The 22,563-nt window shown below is 34.6% G+C and carries 23 protein-coding genes and 3 pseudogenes; 5 read left to right on the top strand and 21 right to left on the bottom strand.

The features are described 5' to 3' along the window. Window positions 1-285: 285 nt before the first annotated feature. Window positions 286-801, top strand: coding sequence for a hypothetical protein (locus tag JOC86_RS10755; RefSeq protein ID WP_205172067.1), 516 nt, complete (start codon window positions 286-288; stop codon window positions 799-801). A gap of 332 nt (window positions 802-1,133) precedes the next feature. On the opposite strand, the gene JOC86_RS10750 is transcribed toward JOC86_RS10755, so the two are convergent. Beyond that, the gene (locus tag JOC86_RS10750; RefSeq protein ID WP_205172065.1) at window positions 1,134-1,334 is read right to left on the bottom strand and encodes a hypothetical protein; all 201 of its coding nucleotides are present in this window, start codon (window positions 1,332-1,334) and stop codon (window positions 1,134-1,136) included. 286 nt (window positions 1,335-1,620) lie between these two features. Here JOC86_RS10750 and JOC86_RS10745 point away from each other — a divergent pair, with 286 nt between their 5' ends. Continuing rightward, window positions 1,621-1,770, top strand: coding sequence for a hypothetical protein (locus JOC86_RS10745; RefSeq protein WP_205172062.1), 150 nt, complete (start codon window positions 1,621-1,623; stop codon window positions 1,768-1,770). 646 nt (window positions 1,771-2,416) lie between these two features. Here JOC86_RS10745 and JOC86_RS10740 read toward each other — a convergent pair. From JOC86_RS10740 to JOC86_RS10730, 3 genes are all read right to left on the bottom strand, one after another. After that, the gene (locus tag JOC86_RS10740; RefSeq protein ID WP_205172059.1) at window positions 2,417-2,578 is read right to left on the bottom strand and encodes a membrane lipoprotein lipid attachment site-containing protein; all 162 of its coding nucleotides are present in this window, start codon (window positions 2,576-2,578) and stop codon (window positions 2,417-2,419) included. Window positions 2,579-2,582: 4 nt separating this feature from the next. Continuing rightward, window positions 2,583-3,566, bottom strand: coding sequence for a hypothetical protein (locus JOC86_RS10735; protein ID WP_205172056.1), 984 nt, complete (start codon window positions 3,564-3,566; stop codon window positions 2,583-2,585). A gap of 66 nt (window positions 3,567-3,632) precedes the next feature. Further along, window positions 3,633-4,115, bottom strand: a complete 483-nt coding sequence (locus JOC86_RS10730; protein WP_205172053.1) for a hypothetical protein — start codon at window positions 4,113-4,115, stop codon at window positions 3,633-3,635. Between the two features lie 1,345 nt (window positions 4,116-5,460). Between JOC86_RS10730 and JOC86_RS10725 the strand changes: the two genes are divergently transcribed. Further along, entirely contained in the window at window positions 5,461-5,613 is a 153-nt protein-coding gene (locus JOC86_RS10725; RefSeq protein ID WP_205172050.1) for a hypothetical protein, read from the top strand. Between the two features lie 287 nt (window positions 5,614-5,900). On the opposite strand, the gene JOC86_RS10720 is transcribed toward JOC86_RS10725, so the two are convergent. The 10 genes from JOC86_RS10720 to JOC86_RS10675 all read right to left on the bottom strand — a co-directional run bounded on the left by JOC86_RS10720 (window position 5,901) and on the right by JOC86_RS10675 (window position 14,770). Then, window positions 5,901-6,299 (bottom strand): hypothetical protein, encoded by a 399-nt coding sequence (locus JOC86_RS10720; RefSeq protein ID WP_205172047.1) that lies wholly within the window; start codon window positions 6,297-6,299, stop codon window positions 5,901-5,903. Window positions 6,300-6,538: 239 nt separating this feature from the next. Further along, the gene (locus tag JOC86_RS10715; RefSeq protein ID WP_205172044.1) at window positions 6,539-6,901 is read right to left on the bottom strand and encodes a hypothetical protein; all 363 of its coding nucleotides are present in this window, start codon (window positions 6,899-6,901) and stop codon (window positions 6,539-6,541) included. 121 nt (window positions 6,902-7,022) lie between these two features. After that, window positions 7,023-7,541, bottom strand: a complete 519-nt coding sequence (locus tag JOC86_RS10710; RefSeq protein WP_205172041.1) for a coiled-coil domain-containing protein 6 — start codon at window positions 7,539-7,541, stop codon at window positions 7,023-7,025. Between the two features lie 1,006 nt (window positions 7,542-8,547). Then, complete coding sequence (locus JOC86_RS10705; RefSeq protein WP_205172038.1) at window positions 8,548-9,654, bottom strand: hypothetical protein; 1,107 nt, start codon at window positions 9,652-9,654, stop codon at window positions 8,548-8,550. 45 nt (window positions 9,655-9,699) lie between these two features. Beyond that, entirely contained in the window at window positions 9,700-9,879 is a 180-nt protein-coding gene (locus tag JOC86_RS10700) for a hypothetical protein (protein WP_205172036.1), read from the bottom strand. Window positions 9,880-10,532: 653 nt separating this feature from the next. Next, the gene (locus JOC86_RS10695) at window positions 10,533-11,243 is read right to left on the bottom strand and encodes a hypothetical protein (protein WP_205172034.1); all 711 of its coding nucleotides are present in this window, start codon (window positions 11,241-11,243) and stop codon (window positions 10,533-10,535) included. 663 nt (window positions 11,244-11,906) lie between these two features. Continuing rightward, entirely contained in the window at window positions 11,907-12,293 is a 387-nt protein-coding gene (locus JOC86_RS10690; protein WP_205172032.1) for an NUDIX hydrolase, read from the bottom strand. A 162-nt stretch (window positions 12,294-12,455) separates the two neighbouring features. Next, entirely contained in the window at window positions 12,456-13,367 is a 912-nt protein-coding gene (locus JOC86_RS10685; protein WP_205172030.1) for an aminoglycoside phosphotransferase family protein, read from the bottom strand. Between the two features lie 124 nt (window positions 13,368-13,491). After that, the gene (locus JOC86_RS10680; RefSeq protein ID WP_205172026.1) at window positions 13,492-13,977 is read right to left on the bottom strand and encodes an NUDIX hydrolase; all 486 of its coding nucleotides are present in this window, start codon (window positions 13,975-13,977) and stop codon (window positions 13,492-13,494) included. Window positions 13,978-14,185: 208 nt separating this feature from the next. Further along, on the bottom strand, window positions 14,186-14,770 hold the full coding sequence (locus tag JOC86_RS10675; RefSeq protein WP_205172024.1) for a recombinase family protein: 585 nt from the start codon (window positions 14,768-14,770) through the stop codon (window positions 14,186-14,188). A gap of 209 nt (window positions 14,771-14,979) precedes the next feature. Here JOC86_RS10675 and JOC86_RS10670 point away from each other — a divergent pair, with 209 nt between their 5' ends. After that, window positions 14,980-17,943, top strand: coding sequence for a Tn3 family transposase (locus JOC86_RS10670; protein ID WP_205172022.1), 2,964 nt, complete (start codon window positions 14,980-14,982; stop codon window positions 17,941-17,943). A 415-nt stretch (window positions 17,944-18,358) separates the two neighbouring features. Beyond that, window positions 18,359-18,790 (top strand): YhfM domain-containing protein, encoded by a 432-nt coding sequence (locus JOC86_RS10665; protein ID WP_205172020.1) that lies wholly within the window; start codon window positions 18,359-18,361, stop codon window positions 18,788-18,790. A 103-nt stretch (window positions 18,791-18,893) separates the two neighbouring features. Here JOC86_RS10665 and JOC86_RS10660 read toward each other — a convergent pair. The 7 genes and pseudogenes from JOC86_RS10660 to JOC86_RS24990 all read right to left on the bottom strand — a co-directional run bounded on the left by JOC86_RS10660 (window position 18,894) and on the right by JOC86_RS24990 (window position 22,397). Next, window positions 18,894-19,839 (bottom strand): annotated as a pseudogene (locus JOC86_RS10660) (IS1595 family transposase). A gap of 210 nt (window positions 19,840-20,049) precedes the next feature. After that, window positions 20,050-20,202: a hypothetical protein gene (locus JOC86_RS10655; protein WP_205172018.1), complete on the bottom strand. Its 153-nt coding sequence runs from the start codon at window positions 20,200-20,202 to the stop codon at window positions 20,050-20,052. 645 nt (window positions 20,203-20,847) lie between these two features. After that, window positions 20,848-20,940: pseudogene (locus JOC86_RS10650) on the bottom strand (transition state regulator Abh); the annotation flags it as partial. A 44-nt stretch (window positions 20,941-20,984) separates the two neighbouring features. Further along, window positions 20,985-21,515 carry a hypothetical protein gene (locus JOC86_RS10645; protein ID WP_205172015.1) on the bottom strand — a complete coding sequence of 177 codons (531 nt, stop codon included), beginning with the start codon at window positions 21,513-21,515 and terminating at the stop codon, window positions 20,985-20,987. 15 nt (window positions 21,516-21,530) lie between these two features. After that, window positions 21,531-21,845, bottom strand: coding sequence for a C40 family peptidase (locus JOC86_RS10640; RefSeq protein WP_205172012.1), 315 nt, complete (start codon window positions 21,843-21,845; stop codon window positions 21,531-21,533). After that, window positions 21,821-22,081, bottom strand: a complete 261-nt coding sequence (locus JOC86_RS24995; RefSeq protein WP_338021754.1) for a lysozyme family protein — start codon at window positions 22,079-22,081, stop codon at window positions 21,821-21,823. The genes JOC86_RS10640 and JOC86_RS24995 overlap by 25 nt, the downstream gene beginning before the upstream one ends. Continuing rightward, window positions 22,066-22,397: pseudogene (locus JOC86_RS24990) on the bottom strand (lysozyme family protein). The gene JOC86_RS24995 and the pseudogene JOC86_RS24990 overlap by 16 nt, the downstream one beginning before the upstream one ends. Between the last annotated feature and the right edge of the window lie 166 nt (window positions 22,398-22,563).

Below are 22,563 nucleotides of genomic sequence, written 5' to 3'. Positions count from 1 at the left end.
AACGAACGTTCGTAAATTGATTTCAAACTTTAACGGACGTAATATATGATTGATTTTAGAAATAAAAGAACCGTTCGGAAAGGTGTACTTTTACAAACACTTAGTGCTACATTCTATTCCATTAAAGGGCCATATTCTGGAGTAAGAAAGGAAATTAAATGGTCCATCTTGAATTTGTAGATATGCCAGAAGGGCAGGATTGTTAAATAAGAGGTTTAAAAGTAAATTGAAATTTATCCTTTGGTAACTGTAGGTTTTTAATCTATAGAGGGAGGTTTAATTATTATGAATAAGATAATGATTATCATATTTTGTTTTATGATGGTGGCTTGTTCCAATCAAAAGACGTTTGAGTTACCACTAGATGAATATCCTCAAACATTTCTTCAAGAGGTAAGTAAATTACCTAAAGAATACCAAGAAAAAATGAAAGTCCCAACTGAATTTCCATTTGAGGTAGAGTTCTTGAATTTCTCAAAAGATGAAGTGAAGGAGCAAGTTATCTTAACAGCTGTTGATTTTGAACCTGTTGATGCAGAGCTAAGCGATAAGATAAATATTCACTTGACGACCAGTTATGCTGAAGGCTTAGATAAAACTAAAAGTAATCAAACAACTGTATTAGACGGGGGAGTTCAAGCTTATATAAAAAAAGATGAGGACGATGTAAAAATTATAGAGTGGACAGATAATGACAATGTTACTCATACATTGGCAATGAAGTCCAAGGGTGAGAAAATAACTATTAGCCAATTAGTAATTATGGCAAATTCTATGAAAGAAATATCTTTAATTAGTTAAAAAATTAAAAATCTGCATTTTCCCTTACCCAAGAAAGGGGGCGATTACTGGATACGTGATTGCTCATCGGTTTCTCCTGATAAGGGCAGCTATTAGTGAAAGGTGATGGTGTAATGGAGGCTATTTATTGTAATAATTGTCTTAGCCTTAGAGAGTGCAAATTTAATTGCTTTTAAAGTTTCAGGAAAAAATAGAAAGAGGCGGATCTGGTCGGGATTTATATTTCTAAGTATCATTTCTGTGCTTTATGTAAAGTCGCCTTAAGGCGACCTCGTGTTGTTTAATATAAATTTTTCACTTTCTACTCTGTGTTGCTCTACAATCTCGCCCTTTTATTGAATAAGAGGTGTTTCGTGTGACGGTTTCAACAGTTCGTATTCTGTTATACCTATTGGAAATCCTGTCGGTAATTTAGGTTCAATCCCTTCTTTTTCTAAATCACTTACAAGCTGGCTGTAATCGTATGTTGCCAAACTTTCTCCATTACTGTTGCTGCTACAACCTAATAGAAGAAAAGATACAGCGATAAGCAAAAGAAAAATTTCCCTCATAATGCGGCCCCTCATAATTTACTTACGAACAACGAGCGAAAAAGTTCAAAATATTCAAATAAAAAAGAAGAGAGATTCCTTCTCTAACTAACCTGCCCCTATAACTCAATTCCAATTATTTAAAAAGGCTCTTTTCGTAAAGATTGTTGTTTTCAAGTAAGTCGAGGGATAAATTACTTTTTATGGTATTATATATACAATAAGGATTATTCCTCAAAGAGCAGGATAACTAAACAAAAGATGCATTAATTTTAAGGAGGGGTATTTCTTGAATACAATAAAATTCTTACTGAGCATATTGATTATCTTTACAATGGGAGCTTGTTCTAACGCTAATCAGGAAAACGTTGAAGAAATTAAGGTAAATTATTGGTTGAACGACGAAATGCAAAGTGAAACAGAATTCATTCAGGGGTAAAACCAGCAACTGGCTACTGAGGGGTAACGTAACCATATAATGGAAAAACAGATTCAAGGTATCTAATCAGATTCCTTGTTTTTTATTTTTAGAAACAAAAAATTGTTATTTATATAAAGTTCCGTTTTTTAAATTGGAGTTGGAACTTCGTGTGTTTTTGACATTCTCCTTGTCTATACTCTCTATGCTTGCTACACTCATTAGTATAGAAAAGTACCGACTCCATCAATTCTAAGAACTTTTAACTTTCTTACTGAACAATCTGGGCCAGTATCACGGTAAGCTTATAGTAAAAGATAAAAGTGTGTAAATCTTTATTAACTACATTTTTTTATGCATACATTATACTAGCATCACACAATATTACTGAAATGCAAAATACTTAATACAATACAATCCATTACGTTGTACCCTTTATTGTTGGTTTTAAAGTTATATTAACTTTTTATTTTAAAGGAATGATTTAAGTGCCCAGTATTAAACCTTGTCAAATGATTAAATTTGAATTCATGGATTGTCCGAATGGAATTGAAATGTTAGTAACGATAGTGGGATTATATATTATTTATCTTGGTTACAAATATATCTATAAGAAAAAAAATGATGATTAAAGCCCACTTTATGGGGCTTTAATCAACTAAATGAATTATTTCTTATTCCAATCAGGAGCAGGTTCATTAGGATCGCCAACTTTAATTTTTACTCCTTCAGCTCCTGCTGGTATTTTACTACCGTTGCTAGCATTTACTAATGAATAACCAGCAGTTAAGAGAAATAAAATCCCCAGGGCCATTATGATTTTTTTCAAAAATTCACCTCCCTTGAATAGTGACACGATTATTAAGATTAACTTCTAAAGGAATGTCCTTTAGTTTCCCGTCTTTCTCCTGTCTTACATAAGGATTGGCTACGGCAAAAACAATAAGATTTTTCTGACTATTATAATCTATACTACTTAAGTCTAAAGGAATATGCAAAACCCCTTTACTAGTTGCTTTAACATAAGATGAAGGGCCGGTTAATTCAACTTGTTCTCCTCCTACAATAGCTCCAATAGCAATAGTTGTAGGTGCTTTCTGGATGTCAATGTTTAGCCATAGTTTCTCCTTTGGATCCTTTATTATTGACTTTGCTTTTTGAAGATTTCTAGTTGGTTCTTTACTTAAAAACATATGTCCTATAAATTGTTCGGTTTCTTCACTTTCTATCTCGTGAAATTTTATTTTTGGAGAGTCCGGTTCTTCCCCAACTAGTACAGTCACTCTTCGAAAAATTTTCTCATGGTGCCACGGGATCCACCTTTCTTTACTAAGATAAGTTTCTGGTTTCCTGACTAATAATACAATAAAGTCGTGAAGTCCTCGGCCGATTCCATTAATCTCAATATCCTTTAACCTATAAATACTACTTTTAGGTACTGTTACATCAATGTATTGATTTTTTTGTCCTTTATAAGTTACAGGAATCAATTGATAATCTAAAAGAAAATAAATCCGATAAGGTGTATCTTTAGGGTGGTCATTAATGATCTGTACAAAAGGGGTATAAGACTGTCCTTCCTGTATATTATGAGTGAAATTTTGTTTGTTTGAAGTTGTTTCATCTACTACTGTTATTTGAAAGCCTAGCATGTCATCCTCAATAACTTCAGTGGGTAATGCCTCAATTTGTGGTGAATTTGTTTCAGTTTGTTTATTAACCACTTCCTTTTCCACCTTATTTTTATTTTCACCTTGATTAGAACAACTAACTAGTAATAAGAAAACGATACTAATTACATAACATAACTTCTTCAACGCTTTTCACTCCTGAAAATAAGGGAAATCCAGACAAGTTGGATTTCCCTTTATATTCTTTATCCTTTATAGCCAGTTATCTTCTGAATATGCTGTAGCGCCAGTTCCGTCATGAATATAAAAATGAGTAGAACGTTCTTTGTAGTCCTCCCATCGATCGTGAGGAATTTGACCGGCATAAGCTTCTGCAAGATTACTATACGTTTGGGTATCAGAACCGGATTTCATTATATTACCGTTTTTCAATAATTCGGTATGAACAGCAATTTTTTCGATTACATTAGGACCGCAATCTGACCAGCCCATACCGTTTACATAGCTTCCACTTCCAGAGGTATATAAATAGCTATAACCCTCACAATAAACTAAATGTTGGGTTGAAAAATCATCGTTTTTCTTTTTCGACTCTAATTTTACGCCAACTTTAGCCGGACCCTCTTTTCCATCATTGATAGTCCATTGTTCAGCGTTTACATTAGTAGAAAATACAACGAGTATCATGGTGAAAGAGAACCCTACTGACATTAACAACTTTAACAATCTTTTCATTTTATTCTCTACTTTTCCTTATTTTTACTATTTTACTAACTAATTCTAGGTAATTTAAGTAAAGTCCTTCTTTTTTAACACATTTATTGCAAATCAGTTACTTTTATTTCAGAAAGAAGATCCTCATCTTTAAGGATAGATATAATTGATTGTAGAGGCGATAGAGGCAGAATGATGGAGATTTTGTTTTTATTACTACATTATTAGAATTAAATTGATTTCTGACAACCATTTTAAAAAGTTAGCAAGGCTTTTTCTATGCAAAATAAAATTAAATTTGATAGATAACCCTCCAAATCAATAACTTTGATATTAACCAGATTGAAATTTCCGAAAAAACGTTAGTAAGATTTGAAAAATTAAGTTTTCTTCCTTAACAATGGGGGGCAATATCTTTTAAGATTATCTTGAATTCGAGTCTCCACATAAGGGCGCTTTAGTGAATGGCTAAAATAACCAAAGGCTGATAATATGCAAGTTTTTATTCATTTCTTGCATATTTTCGGCTTTTTTCTATCCAAAACATACTGCCGTAAACAGCATTTTTTTAAATGCCAAAAAAGTCCTTTTCCATTTTATGGTCACATTGCCCCTCAGTAGCCAGTTGCTTGTTTTAGCCCTAAAAGAATAATATCAATTTAACTTAATCGTTCGGTTTTTATGCAGTTTACAGCTGGCTGTAGATCCGAATACCTGGACAAAATTCTTAAAAAACAAGAACGTTTTTTGTTGACCAGGATTCCTGAAATGATGAAAACCCGAACAGTGTAATTAGTAATAAATTATAATTGAATATTAATATCCAAAGATAAGAGACTCTAGTTTACATAATTGTACCTATAGGAAGTTCCCCAACACTCCGCCCCTCAAATTTCGCCCTATGGAGTGATTTCAGCCGATTTTCGTTTTGGGAAATAATTAAAAAATCGCCCCTTTTTCAAAAAGAACGATCTCTTGTTTGCTCCGAATAACTCTCATTTTCATATTTGAAATTAGAGAAAAAAACCATTACACTTATTCGGTTAATTTTTCATTTCCTCATAATCTTACAATTCCCCAATTAAGTAACAAGGATTTTTTGTTAAGAGGTACCGCCAATATTCCGTATTTACAACTTAACCATATTTCTAAAATTACCCCGTGTAGGGATGCTTACTAAGCAAAAAGAGATATAATATTTCAAGATATTTCATTTTATTCAAATTTATTGCAGGTAAATTACAATAAATGACGAAATATTAATATAATTCCATAAAATGAAAGGAGGCTACTGTCATTACAACACGTTTCTACATAGTTGTTTGTAAGGCTGTGTCACAATTTGATTTTAAGGGGAGATAAAAACATGAAAAAGCTTAGAATGATGGTTTTAGCATTAATTATCGCGTTAGTTCCAACTTCAGCGTTTGCAAATACTGGTGATGTTACACCACTTGGTGCAGGAGAGTGGGATATTATTTTAAAAAGTAATTACACAGTATATGATTACCATCGGTAACAACAACTCGTACAGTTCTTTCAGGTGGGGGAAATGTAAGAGTTTGCTTAAGTGGTGTTAATAGTGGCAATAGTATTACTGTTGAATTAAGGTCAGATGATTCACTTGATAGAACAGTAGATTATATAACTTTTACCGGTAGTTATTGTTCAAGTAGTATTAATGTAGACCATTATAAAGATGGAGATTATGCAGAACTTTATTTAAAAATGCAAGGACAGCATAGTGCTGACAGCGTTACCGTCCGTATAGATGATTAAAAAACAAAAGCTGATCAATTTGTCCGATCAGCTTTTTGTTTTAACCAAAACTTTGAAACTACCAATTTCATTTTCTTTTGCTAAACGATTAACTATTTTTTCTATACTTTTTCTAGTTGTCTCACCTTTATACTCTTTCTTTGAAATAAAAATAGTAGCTCTAGATAGTTGTTTACCTTGTTGAAGAACCATCCCATCTACTGTCTCATATCCTTCTTCTTTTAAAGATGTTTCAAGTATCTCGGTAAAATCTATTTTTTTCGTTTTATCAGCAGTAGAATGCAAGTCGAATGGGTGACCAGTTGAATCAGCACCTACAAATTCAGTAAAATAATTAATTGAAAAGCCCCCTATTACTATTAAACAACTTAATAATGTAATTATAATTCCCTTTTTTTTCAATTTAGGATTCACCCCTTTTTTCATATTGCTATACTCTATGTATATTAATCCCGAATTAGAACTGCTCGTCTTTTATATATCAATTTTAAAGGAACGCACCCGGGAAAATTATCCCTTAGAAAATGTTGGCGGTACCCTTTGGAAAATAATAAAAAACCGCCCTTTTTTGAAAAAGGACGATCTCTTATTTGCTCGGAATAACTGCCATTTTCATATTTGAAAGCAGAAGAAGAAACAAGTAAAATATTGTGTTTAAATTGACGCTATCCCCTATACCAATAGAGTAAAGGTTTATCCTCTTTTTTCACAGACTCAAATGGATTTTTATTTTCACTTTCATAAACAAAAACATATTCATCTACTTCATGACCGAAAAAGTCCCCGTCTCCATCGGTATAAATAAAACACCTAACTTTTTCCGAATTAACCGAAATACCATATTCCTGTTCAACAATCTTAGTTACTTTATCCCTGAAGTTTGAATCAATTGTGTTTATGAGACTAGCACCATCATGATCATCTTTATCTCTCAGATGAAGAATATGATTTTCCCTATCAAAGGCATATGAAAATTTAGACTTATGTGTAAAATCTTCTTGTCTAATAATCCCAGTTAACATTTCCATTTGAAATCCTCCATTTATTTCACTTATTTCTACCACTTTAAGTACCATAGTTCATAAAATATCTTTCTAATTGCGCCACAGAGCGTTTCTCCAACATCCATAAATAACCATATTCTCTTAATTAGTATTGAGCAATGTTTAGATCATCAATTTTCCATGTATCGCCGTCTTTGAGCAGATCAAGTGTGGCATAGGAGATTGATTTACTCGAAATCTCATTAGCCGTAATAATATTGTTGAAGGTAGCAAGAATTTGCATTCGGTTATCCGTATAATCACCTCTAAAGAGCTTTACATTCTCAATTGTTGAGGTAACATGACTACCTTCAAAATTCACTTCGGAATCGCCTTCAAAAAAGACCACTTCTTTGGCTTTTTCGGTTAATAATGCTTCTACCTTCTTTTGGTCTGGTGTATTTTCAAAAACGTAATAGTTATTGATAAACTTTTCTGCTACTGTTAGGGCTTTTGCTTCCTGCTGATCTTCAGGTGTTTTTGCAATCGATCTATTTTCTTCCTGCAATTGTTTCACATCTGTTCGGGCGGTTTTTAACTCTTCCTTTAATTGACCTGTATGGAAAAATAGATACCCGATTAGAAGTACACAAACCGAAAATCCCATTATGATATACCGCTTCATGTCTCTTCCCCTTTCTTACAAACCAAGAATAAACTTAGGGTCTCTAAAGTTCTCGAGTCTTTTTACGGGCTCATATTTAACCCGATGTTCAAAATGCAAATGGCTGCCGAACGAGTAGCCAGTATTTGGGGTCACGTCACCAAAAGTGAAAAATTGTACGTTTAGACACAATTTGGACACATTTTAGCCGGTTTCCTGTACGGTAAGACAGAAAATATAAAATGCGGAAGACATTGATTAATAATGAAAATATACGTTGGTAGAACCAATTAGGTCGCGTCCATACGCAACCTATTGGCAATTTTAAGAGGCCTTTTAGTGTGTAGATGTAGGCAGCTCATATATTTGGCATTTAATTTATGTATGAAATAACAGTATAATTTTTGCATATTAAAAAGACCGCAATATATAAGTTTTGTATAAAACTTTGTATATTTTGCGGTCTTTTTCTTTACTATTTATTCCATTTAAGCGCTCTTTTCTTGAATAAACAATAAGCTCTTATTAACTGGTTCGTATAAGCAACTAGCTATTGACTGTTGTCTGGGATTGTTATTTTTTATATTTTTTTTCAATAAGAAAAATATTAATGTAGCAAAATAGTAAAGGTGCCAAAGAAAAATATAAAAAATAAAATACTAAATCTGTATTAGCTGTGGAGAACTCTTCAAAGTTAAAGGGTAATAAAATAATACAAAAAACAGTAGAGTGAAGCACTTTTGAAATAATTCTTCTCTTACTATAATACCTTGAGGAGATCCAATCAATTACAAGAGAAATAGGTAAACCTAAAAACAATATAACTAATAAAGTTAGAAATAGGTAAATTATTAAATCTATTATCTGAGGAGGACTTTCAAAGTTTTGATAAAAATAAATAAAGGTTATAATAAGACTACAAATTAACAAGGAAACACATTTTGTATATAGATTGTTATAAGTTTTCAAAAAAGAACCCCCATTTGAAAAACGCAAACAGCTTAAAGCTGTTTGCGTTCCTATTTTATTAACTACTTTGCCAATGTTCATTAGTGTAAAATGGGAACAAGTATTTAAAGTCATCTTTACTATTAACAGAGTATGTATGCAAAGTAACAGGTGGTAATCCTGAATATGCACGTGCTAAGTAGACTTCATGGTTAGGTGCGCTGTCATGTTCTCCACTAGCTGATATATTTCCATTCTTATACATGGTAGCAGTATATTCATAATTAATATTAGGTGATGTTGATGATGTTCCTAATCCTACATCATGGAATACTTTCCAAGAAATTCGATCAGAGAGCTTTCCTAACCCACTAAACGTCATTCCATCTTTAGGGGCAGTCTCTTCATCAACTAATGTCCCATCAGGACCATATAAATGTGTTGGCATAACGTACTTGTACGATGTGTATGAAGGAGAGGAGTTATACCACTCTGCATACACGTCAATTCTCGTTCTATAGCTATTATTAAAATAGTTAAAGTCCCTTAGAGTACCATTAGAATACCCATCTCCAGTAACATAAGAACCTGTAGGAACGCCTGACTCAAACCATTCTTCTAAAATATTGGGATTATCAACTTTATAGTAAGGTATAAAAGTTGTGTATCTAACAATAAAGCTATCAAGAGTACTTGCAGAAAGGGTAACAATACCACTTTTTTGACTTAGTTCACTAGTACTATTTTCTTCAGGTGTTTTTATTAATTTATTAATTGTCTTTCTTTCTAAAAATGCAGACGAAGGTATTTCAAATAATGAATATCCTTTTTCAATAGATTTTTCTATTATTTCTTTCTTTTTACTATCAGAAACAGGTTTTTCAGCAATTATCTGATAATGATATGACATTCCACTCTTAATATTTTTATCTTTAAAGAAAGACTTATTAGCTTTCCCTAAGAATTCACCATCTTTATAGATTTCATAGGTACCATCTTTATCCTCAAGGTCTTCCCAATCTAGAATTACTTGATTCTTCTTAGTCAGTGAAACTATTTCAGTCTTATTTTCATATGAATTGGTATCCGTTTTGTTTTCTTTAGATTTATTTTTAGTTTTAATTTTATATTCTAGTATATCCGTTAATTCATTATTGTTATATACCTCAACTTTATATGTATACAAATAATTTTCCTTTACAGCAGTATCATTTATAAAAGATTCTTTACCTTAAGCAATTAATTCCCCGTCTCTATAAACTTTATAGTTATCACCAGTATCTTTCCAATCAAGATACACATTATTTTCTGTAGATTCATAAATAATCTCATCCGACTTAGCTTCAGCAAATATTCCTCCACAAAAACATAAAGCAAATGCTATGACAACTGATTCTAATAACTTTTTCATAATACTCCCCCTAAACCTTTATTTTTACCAAATAAATAGATAATTTGGAAACACAAACCTATTCTAACATAATGTTGTATAATTCGAGGGTGCTTTTTACAATTTAATACAAATAGAACCAAAGAACTACAATTTTTTGTAGTTCTTTGGAAATCTCTGATTCTGTAATAAAAAAGTGATTTACTTTATATTTCAACCAAATTTATCGTATTAAATCCAACTGAAGAGTTGGATACCCATCTAGTGTAAAATTCCCATCCATCTCTACTACTTCCCTAACCAACTGGCCCGTTTGTTGAAGAATACAAAACTACTACTAATATAGTTTTATTTTTGACTCTAAGTTAGGACACCTTTCAATACCCTAATAATTGAGGGCTTACAAAAGTGTTGTGTAATAACAATAAAGTTGTTTAATTTTGAAGTCGCAAATACGCATTACACCGTCCACAGATGTGGACGGTGTAAAAATAAAGTTGTTTAATTTTTGGTACAATTGCTTAATAACACTTCTTAGATGTAACAATAAAGTCGTTTAAAAATCTAAGCTTTACTCCACAATCGCGCCCGATTGCGGAAGATCGTTGATTAAGGTATAGGGGGCTCCACAGATGTTCTAGAAAAGCCCCTTTAATGCAATTAGACAATAATTATTAAAGGTTTGTAAGTTTAAAGAAATCAGGGTCTGGTTTCATCATTTTTGTACCTTTTTCTGATTGAAAATATATTTCTTTGTCATTTTCATAAAAAACCTTTATTTCTATATTTCCTAATTCAATGACACTTGTTTTTTCACGAGATAATACTTCTTTATCCCAATCAATCGCATCATTTATAAACCTTACGATTTTCTCTATCTTAGATTTTTCTTCTATTTCAGAACATTTTTCATCATTTTGATTCTGATAAATACAGATACTTTCTGGAGCATCTTCAATCCAGGTTGTTGAATTATATAGAGATGTTTTGTCAAAGATGACCTCTGTTTGTTCTTCAAATTCATTGTAGTTTGCCGAAATCCATAACTCACCGTCAAAACCTTCTTTTCTCCATCGGGAATAAAATCCTGACCAATCATTTTCCGTATCGCCATCATTAAGAGCAGAATCCTCATACTCAACTTTCCACCCCAAAGCAGGTAGCTCTTTTAAATAAAAGTTATAAATATCATTCCATTTATTTCCTTTAACCACATATTGATGTTCAGTTGGTTTCAATCCCTCAAACAAAGGAATATCTTTGTGGTGTTCTGGAATTATGGACATTCCCTCATGCGTGTCATTAGTGATTTGTTGATATGCAAACCAACTCAGAGCAATAAAAAAAGCAATTGCCCCATAAATTAACCAATTTATTTTTTTCATCTAATCTCCCCCCATATTGTATTATCAAAATCTAAATTTCTTCTTCCACAATTCTTTCCTTATCTACAGTATGTTTTTCCACCGTATTCATCGTATTTTTAGATACCAAAAATGGCTGAATTTAACTTCGAGGAAACATTTTCTACAGTTATAATCTATAGTATTCAACGTACACAAAGATAGGACTTTACGTGGAGGGGTTAGTATGATAGGCTTGGATACCTGATGAAACACCAACTGCTTCAACCTTTCAAGACCCATCATACCCACAGAGGCTCCATGTCAAGTCCTTAACCACTTATCGTTACATACTTTTTCGATGATACTGTAGATAAGCCCTGAGTACCTAGTAACAATTATTTTAAAATTTGTAATTTGACTCAATCCTTTATTCTATTAAAAAAGACGCATTCCTTGTTCTGAGGGTACTGCAAAAGTACAATTTTTTAATATGAAAAATGGTAAAGAGAAAAACAAGCCTCCAGAATCGTTTCTAAGGCTTGTTTAGCATATAGGGAGACATTTTGTACCCCCTAAAATCATTCATTTTTCGAAAACTACTACTTTTGCAGTGCCCTCTGTTCTGGAAACGCGCCCTATAATGGAATAAACAATATTATATCAGCTGTTTTGTTTAAGTAATTTTAGAGGATAAATATTAACTTATTTCCCAATTATTTTAATTAGAAAATCTCTATCTTCTTCATATGTAAGAGTCAATTCTTCAATTTCACTTTCTGATTTCCAATCAATATCATAAATTAAATTATCAGGATCTTGTATTATTGGACTTCCCCCAGTAACTTTAGCCTCAAAATAATGTACCTCACCGTAAGGACTTTCTTTCTGAAATAATGGTTTTATGATTTCTACATCATATCCAGTTTCCTCTTTTATCTCTCGAATACAACATTCTTCATACGTCTCTCCCTTCTCCATCCCTCCAGAGGGAACAGACCAACACTTTGGTTCTTCTTTTGTTCCTTGTAATACCATTAAAACTTTTTTGTCTTTAACACATACCCCTGCTGCGCCAAGCCATTTCTCCATGATTATCCCCCTTTGATTAGATGTGCAATTTAATTCCATTTCTTACTTTTGAATCTGGCCTTTAGATAAAAAATGAGCGCTTATCCTTGTTCTATGATAGCCAACGTTTGCGGAAGATTACATGATATCGTTTAACAATTGCTACTCTTTAATTTCACTTTGTTAAAAGTTACAATTATCAAACCATTCAGGTGGTTTATTATTTAAAAAGTCATGCGTTTCAATTATGTATCGAGTTCTTTCTTGTACATACTTTAAATTCCCCATTGAGTAACCACCAATTTGGCTTGCATGTTGATTTAATGCAACAAACAAGTTGTACTTTCTCCAGAATATATCAGGAATTTTGTTATCAAAGTATCCCATAATCTGACCTTTCGCAAAATAAGTACTAGTTTGTATTGTATATTTAGGTAATTTAAAAAATTCCTCAAATGGGTCGCCCCAGTCAAATGAATCAAAATCAATAATGCCATTTAATTTTTTATTTTTGATAATAATATTTTGAGGATGAAAATCGTCATGTTGAAAACAAATAGGACTATTTTTCAACAAATTTATGTTCTCATTAATATAACTTTCTATAAATTTTTGTTTATAGAAAGTCAGTCCTATTCTTTTACAAGTCTCAATTTTATTTTGGTATTTGTCTAATCGCTTTTTATACCAATTAAATGAGTTATCTGGTGTTATTAAATGAATTTTCCTTAGTTCTTTTCCAGCTTGTAATCCAATCTCATATTGTAAATCTTTCCCTAATGTCGCTAAAGCTGTATCGCCACTAGTGCCATCTATATATGATAAAACTACATAGCATATTTTCTCTTCTTTCTTAAAATCAAATATAATTGGTTTTTGGCATAAAACATTATTTTTGTAATGTTTGTTTAATAATTCAAATTCACGCTCAACTCTATCCCTTTTCTCAATGGTGTAAATTTTTAATAAATATAATGGTTTGCAACCGACTGAATAGAGCTTATATTTTTTTGCAGATGAATACCCAGATTTTAATTCTTCGAAAGTGTCTACAGGTAAACTGTGTAAAGAGATAATATCTTTTATATTAACCATTTTTCCTCCTTCTTTTATTTTAAAAACCAATCAGAGACGTCATTTTATTAAGAAATGCGCCCGTTTATTGGATACTGTGTTATTCGATGACCCAAAAATTCCGGAATATGTCAATCAGTTATTCCTACACATTTCTCTTCAGTTTCAATTCAAATTGCGGCCTAGTTATATAGTCCATATAATTGATATTTCCGTTATAGTCCAAATATGCTTGATAACGTATACGTAGAGCTGGGTCTGATACCATATCAAGAACTTCCTCTTTACTAACCCAACGACTATCCGATGTTTCATCCGATGTTGCCAGTCCTCCACCCACGGGTTTGCATACAAAATCAAACATAACTTTTGTAGGTACAATTTTTACACCACTATGTCCTTCGTATGTTCCAGTGTTTGAATAAATGCTAGTTAGATGGGAGATTTCAACATCAATGCCGCTTTCTTCTTTTACTTCCCTAATTATTCCATCCATCAAGTTTTCACCAACCTCCACTTGACCACCGGGAAAAACCCACTTACCACTTCGTCGTTCCTTAACAACCAATATCTCTTCCTGATCGTTCTCTACAAAACCTAGTGCTGCAACGATATGTACTGGCATTTGCATTGTCTATTCCCTCCACCAGAATGTGATTTATAAACAACTTCGATTTCCCTGCAAAATATCCTGCTTTTATTCCATTAAATGGCCCTATAACGGAACAAAGCAGTTTCTAAATTTTGAATAAAAATAACTAATAATTCATCTAACGAATTGTATATTCATACTACTTTATTAATAAACATACTGCCGGAACATACATAGATTAAATGCCCTATACAGGCAGCTCACTTTTCTGTTTCTTATACTCCCTCCATCGACGATAAAAAGTAGCTTCACTTATATTGGTGATCTTACAGATTTCCTTTATAGGTTTATTCGTGGTTTCATGTAATTCCATCGCATGTTTGACACCTTCATGCTTTAAAGTAAATTTTTGTTTTTTTCCTTTGTATGTCCCTTTTCTTTTCGCAATAGCAATTCCAGCTTGTTGCTTTTCTTTGATCATCGTTCGATCAAGCTCACTAAATGCAGACATAACCGTCAGAATAAATTTTCCTGAAGGAGTTCTAGTATCAATTCCTAGATTCAATATGACTAAATGAATGCCACGTTCTTCTAACTCTTCAATGAGCTCTAATAATTGTTTCGTATTTCTTCCCAGACGGTCCATCCTTGTAATGATCAGGGTATCTCCTTTGACCAATTGATTCAGTAGTTGATTCAGCGCTTCTTTTTGATTTTGTACGCCTGACACTTTTTCTTGAACAATTCGATCTACTTTTGCATTTCGCAATTGTTCAATTTGTGAATCCAAGTTCTGATCAAACGAAGAAACACGCGCATACCCATAAATCATAAAATCCCTCCCAAAAACACCAATCAAAAGACAAGTGTATATGATGGTTAGATTGTACAGTAAAATCAACACTTGAGCAATCTATCAATAGGGTATACCCTATTGATAGATTGCTAGTAATTAGTCTTTCATTACCTTACAACTAATCATGGGAGAGCTACGCTACATAATTATTGATCATACATTAGATACATAAGGGGGCAATACATATGGCAAGACAAGAACTTCTTACAGAAGCACAACGAAAAGAGTTTTATGATGTACCAGAGTATGTGAGTGATCGCGACGCGATCCGGTACTATACACTATCTGAAGAAGAATTAAATATCATCTACAAACAGCGTAGTGCGACAAACCGGTTGGGATTTGCTATCCAGATTGCTTACTTGCGGTTTCCAGGTCGCCCGTTAGCATCTAGAGAGAAGATTCCAGCGCATCTTGTACATAGGATTGCTAATCAGCTTGGGATTGTTCCCTCCGTTATTCAACACTATGCACAAGGGCGCGACGAAACTCGACGCGAACACTTGGGTAGAATTCGGAAAGAACTTCATTTTCGCTCCTTTACCATGCGAGAATACAGAGAGTTATCTCATTGGCTTCTTCCCACTGCAATGGGAACAGATAAAGGATATGTACTCGTAGAAGCTCTTGTTACAGAAATGCGTAGGCGTAAGATTATTTTGCCTGCCATATATGCTGTAGAACATCTAGCATGGGCGGTGCGTGAGCGTGCACAAAGACGTACATTTAAACAACTTGTGCAAGGTCTCTCTCCAAAACAAGAGCAGCAATTAGATCAATTACTACATGTAAGTCAACCTGGTAAGCAGTCGGATTTATCGTGGCTCCGCCAGCCACCTGGTGTTGTGTCCGTAAAGAATTTCCATAAGCTAATGGACCGGTTGGAGTATATGCAAAAGCTCAACTTACCACTGGATAATGGACGAGAGATACATCAAAATCGATTGCTACAAATGGCTCGAGAAGGCTCACGTTATTCAACCCAGCATCTCTCTCGCTTTCATACGCTCAAACGACATGCCACCTTAATGGCTTTTCTCATCCATATTTATGCCTTTTTGACGGACCAGGGACTACATATGAGTGAGAAGTTGATTGGTAGAATCTTTAACCGTGGAGAGAAAGTACATAAAGAAAATTTTCAAAAAGACGGAAAGGCAATTAATGAGAAAGTACAATTGTATGCAAGAGTAGGAAAAGCATTAATTACAGCAAGAGAAGAGGATTTAGATCCGTATGAATCCTTACAATCTATCATTTCGTGGGATCAATTTATTCAAACTGTCGAACAAGCAGAAACATTAGCACGGCCTGTAGAATTCGATTACTTAGACTTAATTGACAATCATTATGGGCAACTGCGGAAGTTCGCCCCACGCTTATTACGAACCTATGTCTTTAAAGCTTCTAATGCAAGTCGCTCTCTTTTCCAAGCGATTGAACTTTTACGGGAAGCAAATCAGTCCAAGAAACGGAAAATTCCTGAAACAGCTCCTACCAGTTTTATCAAGAAAAAATGGAACAAACATGTCTTTAGAGAAGAGGGCATTGACCGTCATTACTATGAATTTAGTGTATTATCAGAGTTATGTAATCACCTTCGCTCTGGTGACATGTGGGTAACAGGAAGTAAACAATACAAAGACTTTGAAGAATACCTGTTGCCTTCATCCAAATGGGATACCATGAAGCGAACAGAGAGCATTCCTTTGCCTATTCCCACAGGTGTGGATCAATATCTACAAGAACGAGCACAACAGATGGAAGAGCAAGTTAAAAGAGTCAGTTACCTTGTAGAAAATCAACAATTACGGGATGCTACGGTGTATGCCAATAAAGTACAAGTGAAATCCTTGTCGAAGGTGGTACCAGATGAGGTAAAGGATGTTACAAGACTTATTTATGACGTATTGCCTCGTATCAAGCTGACAGAGTTATTAGTCGAGGTAGATCGTTGGACGGGGTTTAGTAAACATTTTGTTCATCTACATACAGGCGCACAACCAAAAGAAAAATCCGTATTATTTGCGGCTATTATGGCGGATGGAATCAACCTTGGTCTTACCAAGATGGCAGATGCTTGTCCTCATATCTCGTATGCCCAACTGGCTTGGGTATCGGATTGGTATATCCGGGACGATAGCTACAACAAAGCGCTTGGCGCTGTTACAAACTTCCATACCAAACAGCCATTTTCTTCACACTGGGGTGATGGATCCACTTCCTCTTCAGATGGACAATACTTTCGAGCTGGTGGTACTTCAAGTCCGCTTGCACAAGTGAATGCAAAGTACGGAAGAGATCCAGGTGTAAGTTTTTATAGTCATATCTCTGATCAATATGACCCCTTTTATGTCCAGGTCATTAGTACTTCGGAAGAGGCACCACATATCATTGATGGTTTGTTGTATCATGAGGCGGATCTACAGATTGAAGAACACTATACAGATGCTGCAGGCTTTGTTGACCATGTTTTTGCCATGTGTTATATGCTTGGATTCCGGTTCTCACCACGGATTAAAACTGTGAAAAACAATAATCTGTATACGTTTGACCGGTCTATAGGGATCCCGTTGGATTTCATGATTGGCGGGACTATTCAGGTGAAGAAAATTAGGGAACATTGGGATGATTTATTACGGTTAACAAGCTCTGTCCGGACAGGGACCGTTACAGCCTCCCTTATATTAAAAAAACTGGCATCATACCCTCGCCAAAATGGCATATCAGTGGCTTTACGTGAAATGGGACGCATTGAGAGAAGCTTGTACACATTAAAATGGCTACAAAGCCCTGAACACCGTAGACGTGTACAGATTGGACTGAACAAAGGAGAAGCAAAGCACGGATTAGCTCGTGCCATATTTTTTAATCGGTTAGGTGAAGTACGCGACCGTTCGTATGAAGATCAGTTACACCGAGCGAGTGCCCTTCAACTCATCGTGTCAGCGATCGTCTCTTGGAATACCGTCTATATTGAGCAGGCTATTACATCATTACGTGAAAGAGGAGTAGAAATTCCAGAAGAATATCTTCAGCATATATCCCCTTTGGGCTGGGAGCATATCGCATTAACAGGGGATTATGTGTGGAACCTGAAACAGGATGGGACAATAGATCAATTACGACCACTACGGGTTAAGAAATAAAAGAAAACAACAGCCGGTTTCTTACCGTACAGGTAACCGGCAAATTTGTGTCTAAATTGTGTCTAAACGTACAATTTTTCACTTTTGATAACGTGACCCCTAATAGAAGAAAAGATACAGCGATAAGCAAAAGAAAAATTTCCCTCATAATGCGGCCCCTCATAATTTACTTACGAACAACGAGCGAAAAGGTTCAAAATATTCAAATAAAAAAGAAGAGAGATTCCTTCTCTAACTAACCTGCCCCTATAACTCAATTCCAATTATTTAAAAGGCTTTTTTCGTAAAGATTGTTGTTTTCAAGTAAGACGAGGGATAAATTACTTTTTATGGTATTATATATACAAAAAGGATTATTCCTCAAAGAGCAGGATAACTAAACAAAAGATGAATTAATTTTAAGGAGGGGTATTTCTTGAATACAATAAAATTCTTACTGAGCATATTGATTATCTTTACAATGGGAGCTTGTTCTAACGCTAATCAGGAAAACGTTGAAGAAATTAAGGTAAATTATTGGTTGAACGACGAAATGCAAAGTGAAACAGAATTCATTCAAGAAGATGAGACAATATCTAATTTCGTTAATGCTACCAACAATGCTGAAAAATTAGATAAACAAAAGGTAATTAAAACACCACCACTACTTACATATACATTAGTTATGCAAGATGATGACACTAACGAGTATCATTTATGGCTCACCACAGACGGAAAAGGATATATCCAAAGCCTAACAAATAAAGACAGTTTAACGTACAAGTTAAATGAAGAGTCTGTAGTGGATTTAACAAGTGAGATTGAAAATACAAAAAGTGAGTTATTACAAAAATTAGAGTTTGAATAGTCTTATTCAGTTAACACCAAAACTGATCCAGTAAATTTTTTACGTTTAGAGCAAAGAATCTGAGCGTTTTTTATTTGTCGATTAAATCAGTTCCTTAACATAGCTACAGTATTGTAAAATTGTAATTAGATCTCTGACAAGCCGAAATCAACATATGCTCAACCCGTTTATCCAGGGATAAATGCTTTCCTAATTCAAGCCAGCGAAACCAGTCTAGGTAATGATCCAGAAAGTATGTTCCAACGCCCTGAAAACGCTCCATCCAGCCCTTTAAACGATTGTGGAAGTTATTGACGTGTTGTATATGATATATTCCCTTTTTCACCCTTTGTTTCTGACGCTCGTTAATGGTTTCGTGCAGCAAGCCTTTTATCTTTGCAAATTTTTTATAGTTTTGTTGCAGTATCGGTACATAACAAAGCAGATGGGTGAATAAAACCACCTATCACTGCATCAATTTCTGCCGCTTTTACCCGACCTGTACCTGCTTTACGGGCAATTATATTTCCCATTACAATCTTGTGCAACTACAACAGCTATCTTTTGTTTTGAAATCCCACGTTTAGAATCCTTCTCTCCACGCTTCTTTGATTTTCTATGGGGAATTTCGCGTCGCCCCTTTAATGACTCACGAAATAAGGTTTCGTCACTTTCGACGATACCCTCTAATTGTGCAAAGCCAAGGCTGCCAAGAGCGTTCAAAATTTTGTGTCTCCAGTAAAAATCAGTAGAAATATGGATGTGCAGGAGTTTAGCAATCTTGGGTAACGTATAGCCCTCCACCATTAGTTCAATGTATCTGACCCATTTTTCGGGATATTTCGAACCTGAGAAGGGAGTATTCTTTATATCATTGAATGTTTGCAGTCCTTACACAAATATCGTTGTCTTGAACGATATTTACCATTACTTCTAACAGATTTACTTCCACAATGAACACAGGCTATACCTGAAGCAAATCGAGCCTCACGGTTAGAGTTGAGCATTTTATCGACTTTCTTAGGATCTTCTGGAAGCAAATCTTGTTTTATTGCTTCAAATAAAGCAATTTATTGCGATTTATTCAATTCACTAAATTCTTCATATACATTCTCCCACACACTAAACACCATCCTTAAAACGGATTATATCAAGGTTTAATTAGTATGTGGAAAAAACAACAATCTATGCGAAAACAGCCTTTAAAAAAGAATTTACTCAAGAAAAACCTTACAAAAAGTAGCTTATCTTATTACAAATAATCCCGCTTAAGTATAAATTTAGTCTAGCCATTTTACTATTATTATTGTTAAGAATATAATAGCAATAATTATCACTTCAAATTTATTGTTATTATTCTCTCTTTTTTTTCTGGTTTTTTGTCTATATTTATTTTGAATTTCAAATGAATATTTTTTTTTACGCTTCTCCATTTTTAACCTCCAATTAGAATAATACTAATTCCAATAATAAACTCCCTAAGATATGCTAACTAATTTTACAGAAGGCAAAGTGAAAGGCTGCTGCCCGAACTTCAGCTAATCAATTTCTCTTCTTTTTCAAGTTTAGTGGTATACATACTTTCATTTTCTTAGAAAACAATCCACAAATACATGGGGCTGTCCAATAAGTCGATTTTTCGGCTATTGGACGCCCCATTACTTGTTAATGAATACTGCTATACCAACATTCTTGAATTTCAGTTTTTAATGAGTTTGCCCTTTTCGAACAGCCTCTTATTTTTTCTATCTTACGGGATCAAACATGTCAATATGACCCGACATTCCTTTCGGTGGAAGCCACAAAACCAATGCTTCCGGGTTCATGAATGCCGATATATGGTTTGTGGTGATGCCATAATCACTCTTGAAGCAGAATCTGTTCTCCTGTTACTTGACTTATTACCCATGATAGAATCCTCCTTATTACGTTCAATGGATTTTTAGTTAATCACATAAGAATGCTAAAAACTTCTTCTCGATTGCTCAAAAATTCTTGGCTACTAACTACAAACTCAATTTTTTTATAACGCTGTTAGGACCGTTCATAAAAGAGCTTCCTGAGGAAACAGCTTCACGTTTCTCCCCAATCTCTAAATTTCTCCTTAGTTCAACTGGTAGAACCACTCTACCTAATTCGTCAACTTTTCGAACTATGCCTGTACTCTTCATATTAAACCATCCTTACTCTCATATTTTTCTTCTCCCTTTTCATTTTATCCCCTTCCTGTTAACTGCCCCACAAACTCAACATCATCTATTTTCCATCCTTGCTCTTTGACATAGATCAAGGACGTTTTGACAATGACGGTTTCCGTATTGGTCACATCATTAAATTCGGTACTTAGTTTAAATTCATTAAAGAATTCTGCTTCACTCTTTGATGATTGATATTCAAAAGGCTTTAATCCCACCATGGATGACTTCACTGATTGGTCCGAATCCGGAAGTTTGGTTCCTGAAGGGTGGGTAGCCTTATATCCCCGATCGGTCATGAATGGTTTAATATTCTTATATCGTTCAGCAGTGGTTTGGTAAGTGAAAAAGCTTTTTAGAAACTCTCGATTCACCTTTAATGCATCTGTGTTCTGGATTGATGATAACGAAGCAATCTTCTCTTCATAGTTGCTTTGGTTCGCTCGGACTTCTTGCAATTGCATTCGTAAACTGAAGACATACATAATCACAACAGCAGCAACAAAACCGATCATCAGTAAAATGTAATTTTTCTTTTGGATTGGTTCCATCCCCTTCCACCTCCATTACTGAAGCCTTCTAAAACCTAAGAAGGGATATAAGTTTTTCCATTCTTCAACGGAAGAATAGGAAGTACCATTACTCCCATTCGAGTTAATGAATTTTCCATCTCCCACATACATCCCGACGTGGGAAGGTCCTGGCTTATAAGTGGAAAAGAAAACTAAATCGCCTGGCTTAATTTGATCTTCAGGAACTAGGATGGTCTTGTTGTATTGTGATTGTGCTGTTCCGTATAGATCAACTCCGATTTGTGCGAAAGCATATTCTAGTAGCCCAGAACAATCAAACCCTCCTACTGCTGGTGTCCTTCCCCCCATACATAAGGTCGGCCAAGGAACTGTTTCATGATGTTATGGACTTCCTCTACATCAAATGATTGTGTTCCATCGCCTCCTACCACAACGCTGCCATTTCCAGCATTATAATAACGAAGAACATGCTCTACATAATGGACATCCCCATATCGGGACCACCCCATTTTAGCAGCCATCATATTACTAAATTCAATGGCTACTTCCTTGGAATAACCACCACGCTCTAATGCGTACCCAATGAAGCCATTTCCGAAGTTGTAAGATTGAAGGCGAGGTGAATATCGCCTTTGGCTTGTTTCATCACTTCTGCAAAGTATTTGACTCCGATTTGAATAGAATATTCGGGGTCTGTGATGGTTCCAGGAGGAAGCCCAATGGATTCTGAAGACTGCATCACATCTAATGCCTTCCTCCTGATTCTTGTTGTATAAGAGCCATAATAAGCCCCACATATTCACCGACTCCGTATTCTTCAGCATATTTCCTTATAAGAGGTTTATAGCGTAATACTTCAGCCGATACTTGCGCTGTTCCTCCGGCTCCCTCTCCTGACATACCAGATTCAAACTGATTCGTACCACCCAGGCTAATGGAAACAAACAATGCGGGTCCGAAAATCGATGTGAGAAGAAGCAGGATACCTGCAATAATCCACGTGAGAGCGTATTTAAGAAAAGCAATCGTTCCGGCAGTTTTTGCTCCTTTCTTCTAAACACCTTGC

Source organism: Rossellomorea pakistanensis (assembly GCF_016908495.1).
GTDB classification, from domain to species: Bacteria; Bacillota; Bacilli; order Bacillales; family Bacillaceae_B; genus Rossellomorea; species Rossellomorea pakistanensis.
The sequence above is the reverse complement of the archived record's forward strand: the minus strand, read 5'-3'. Positions and strand labels throughout refer to the sequence as shown.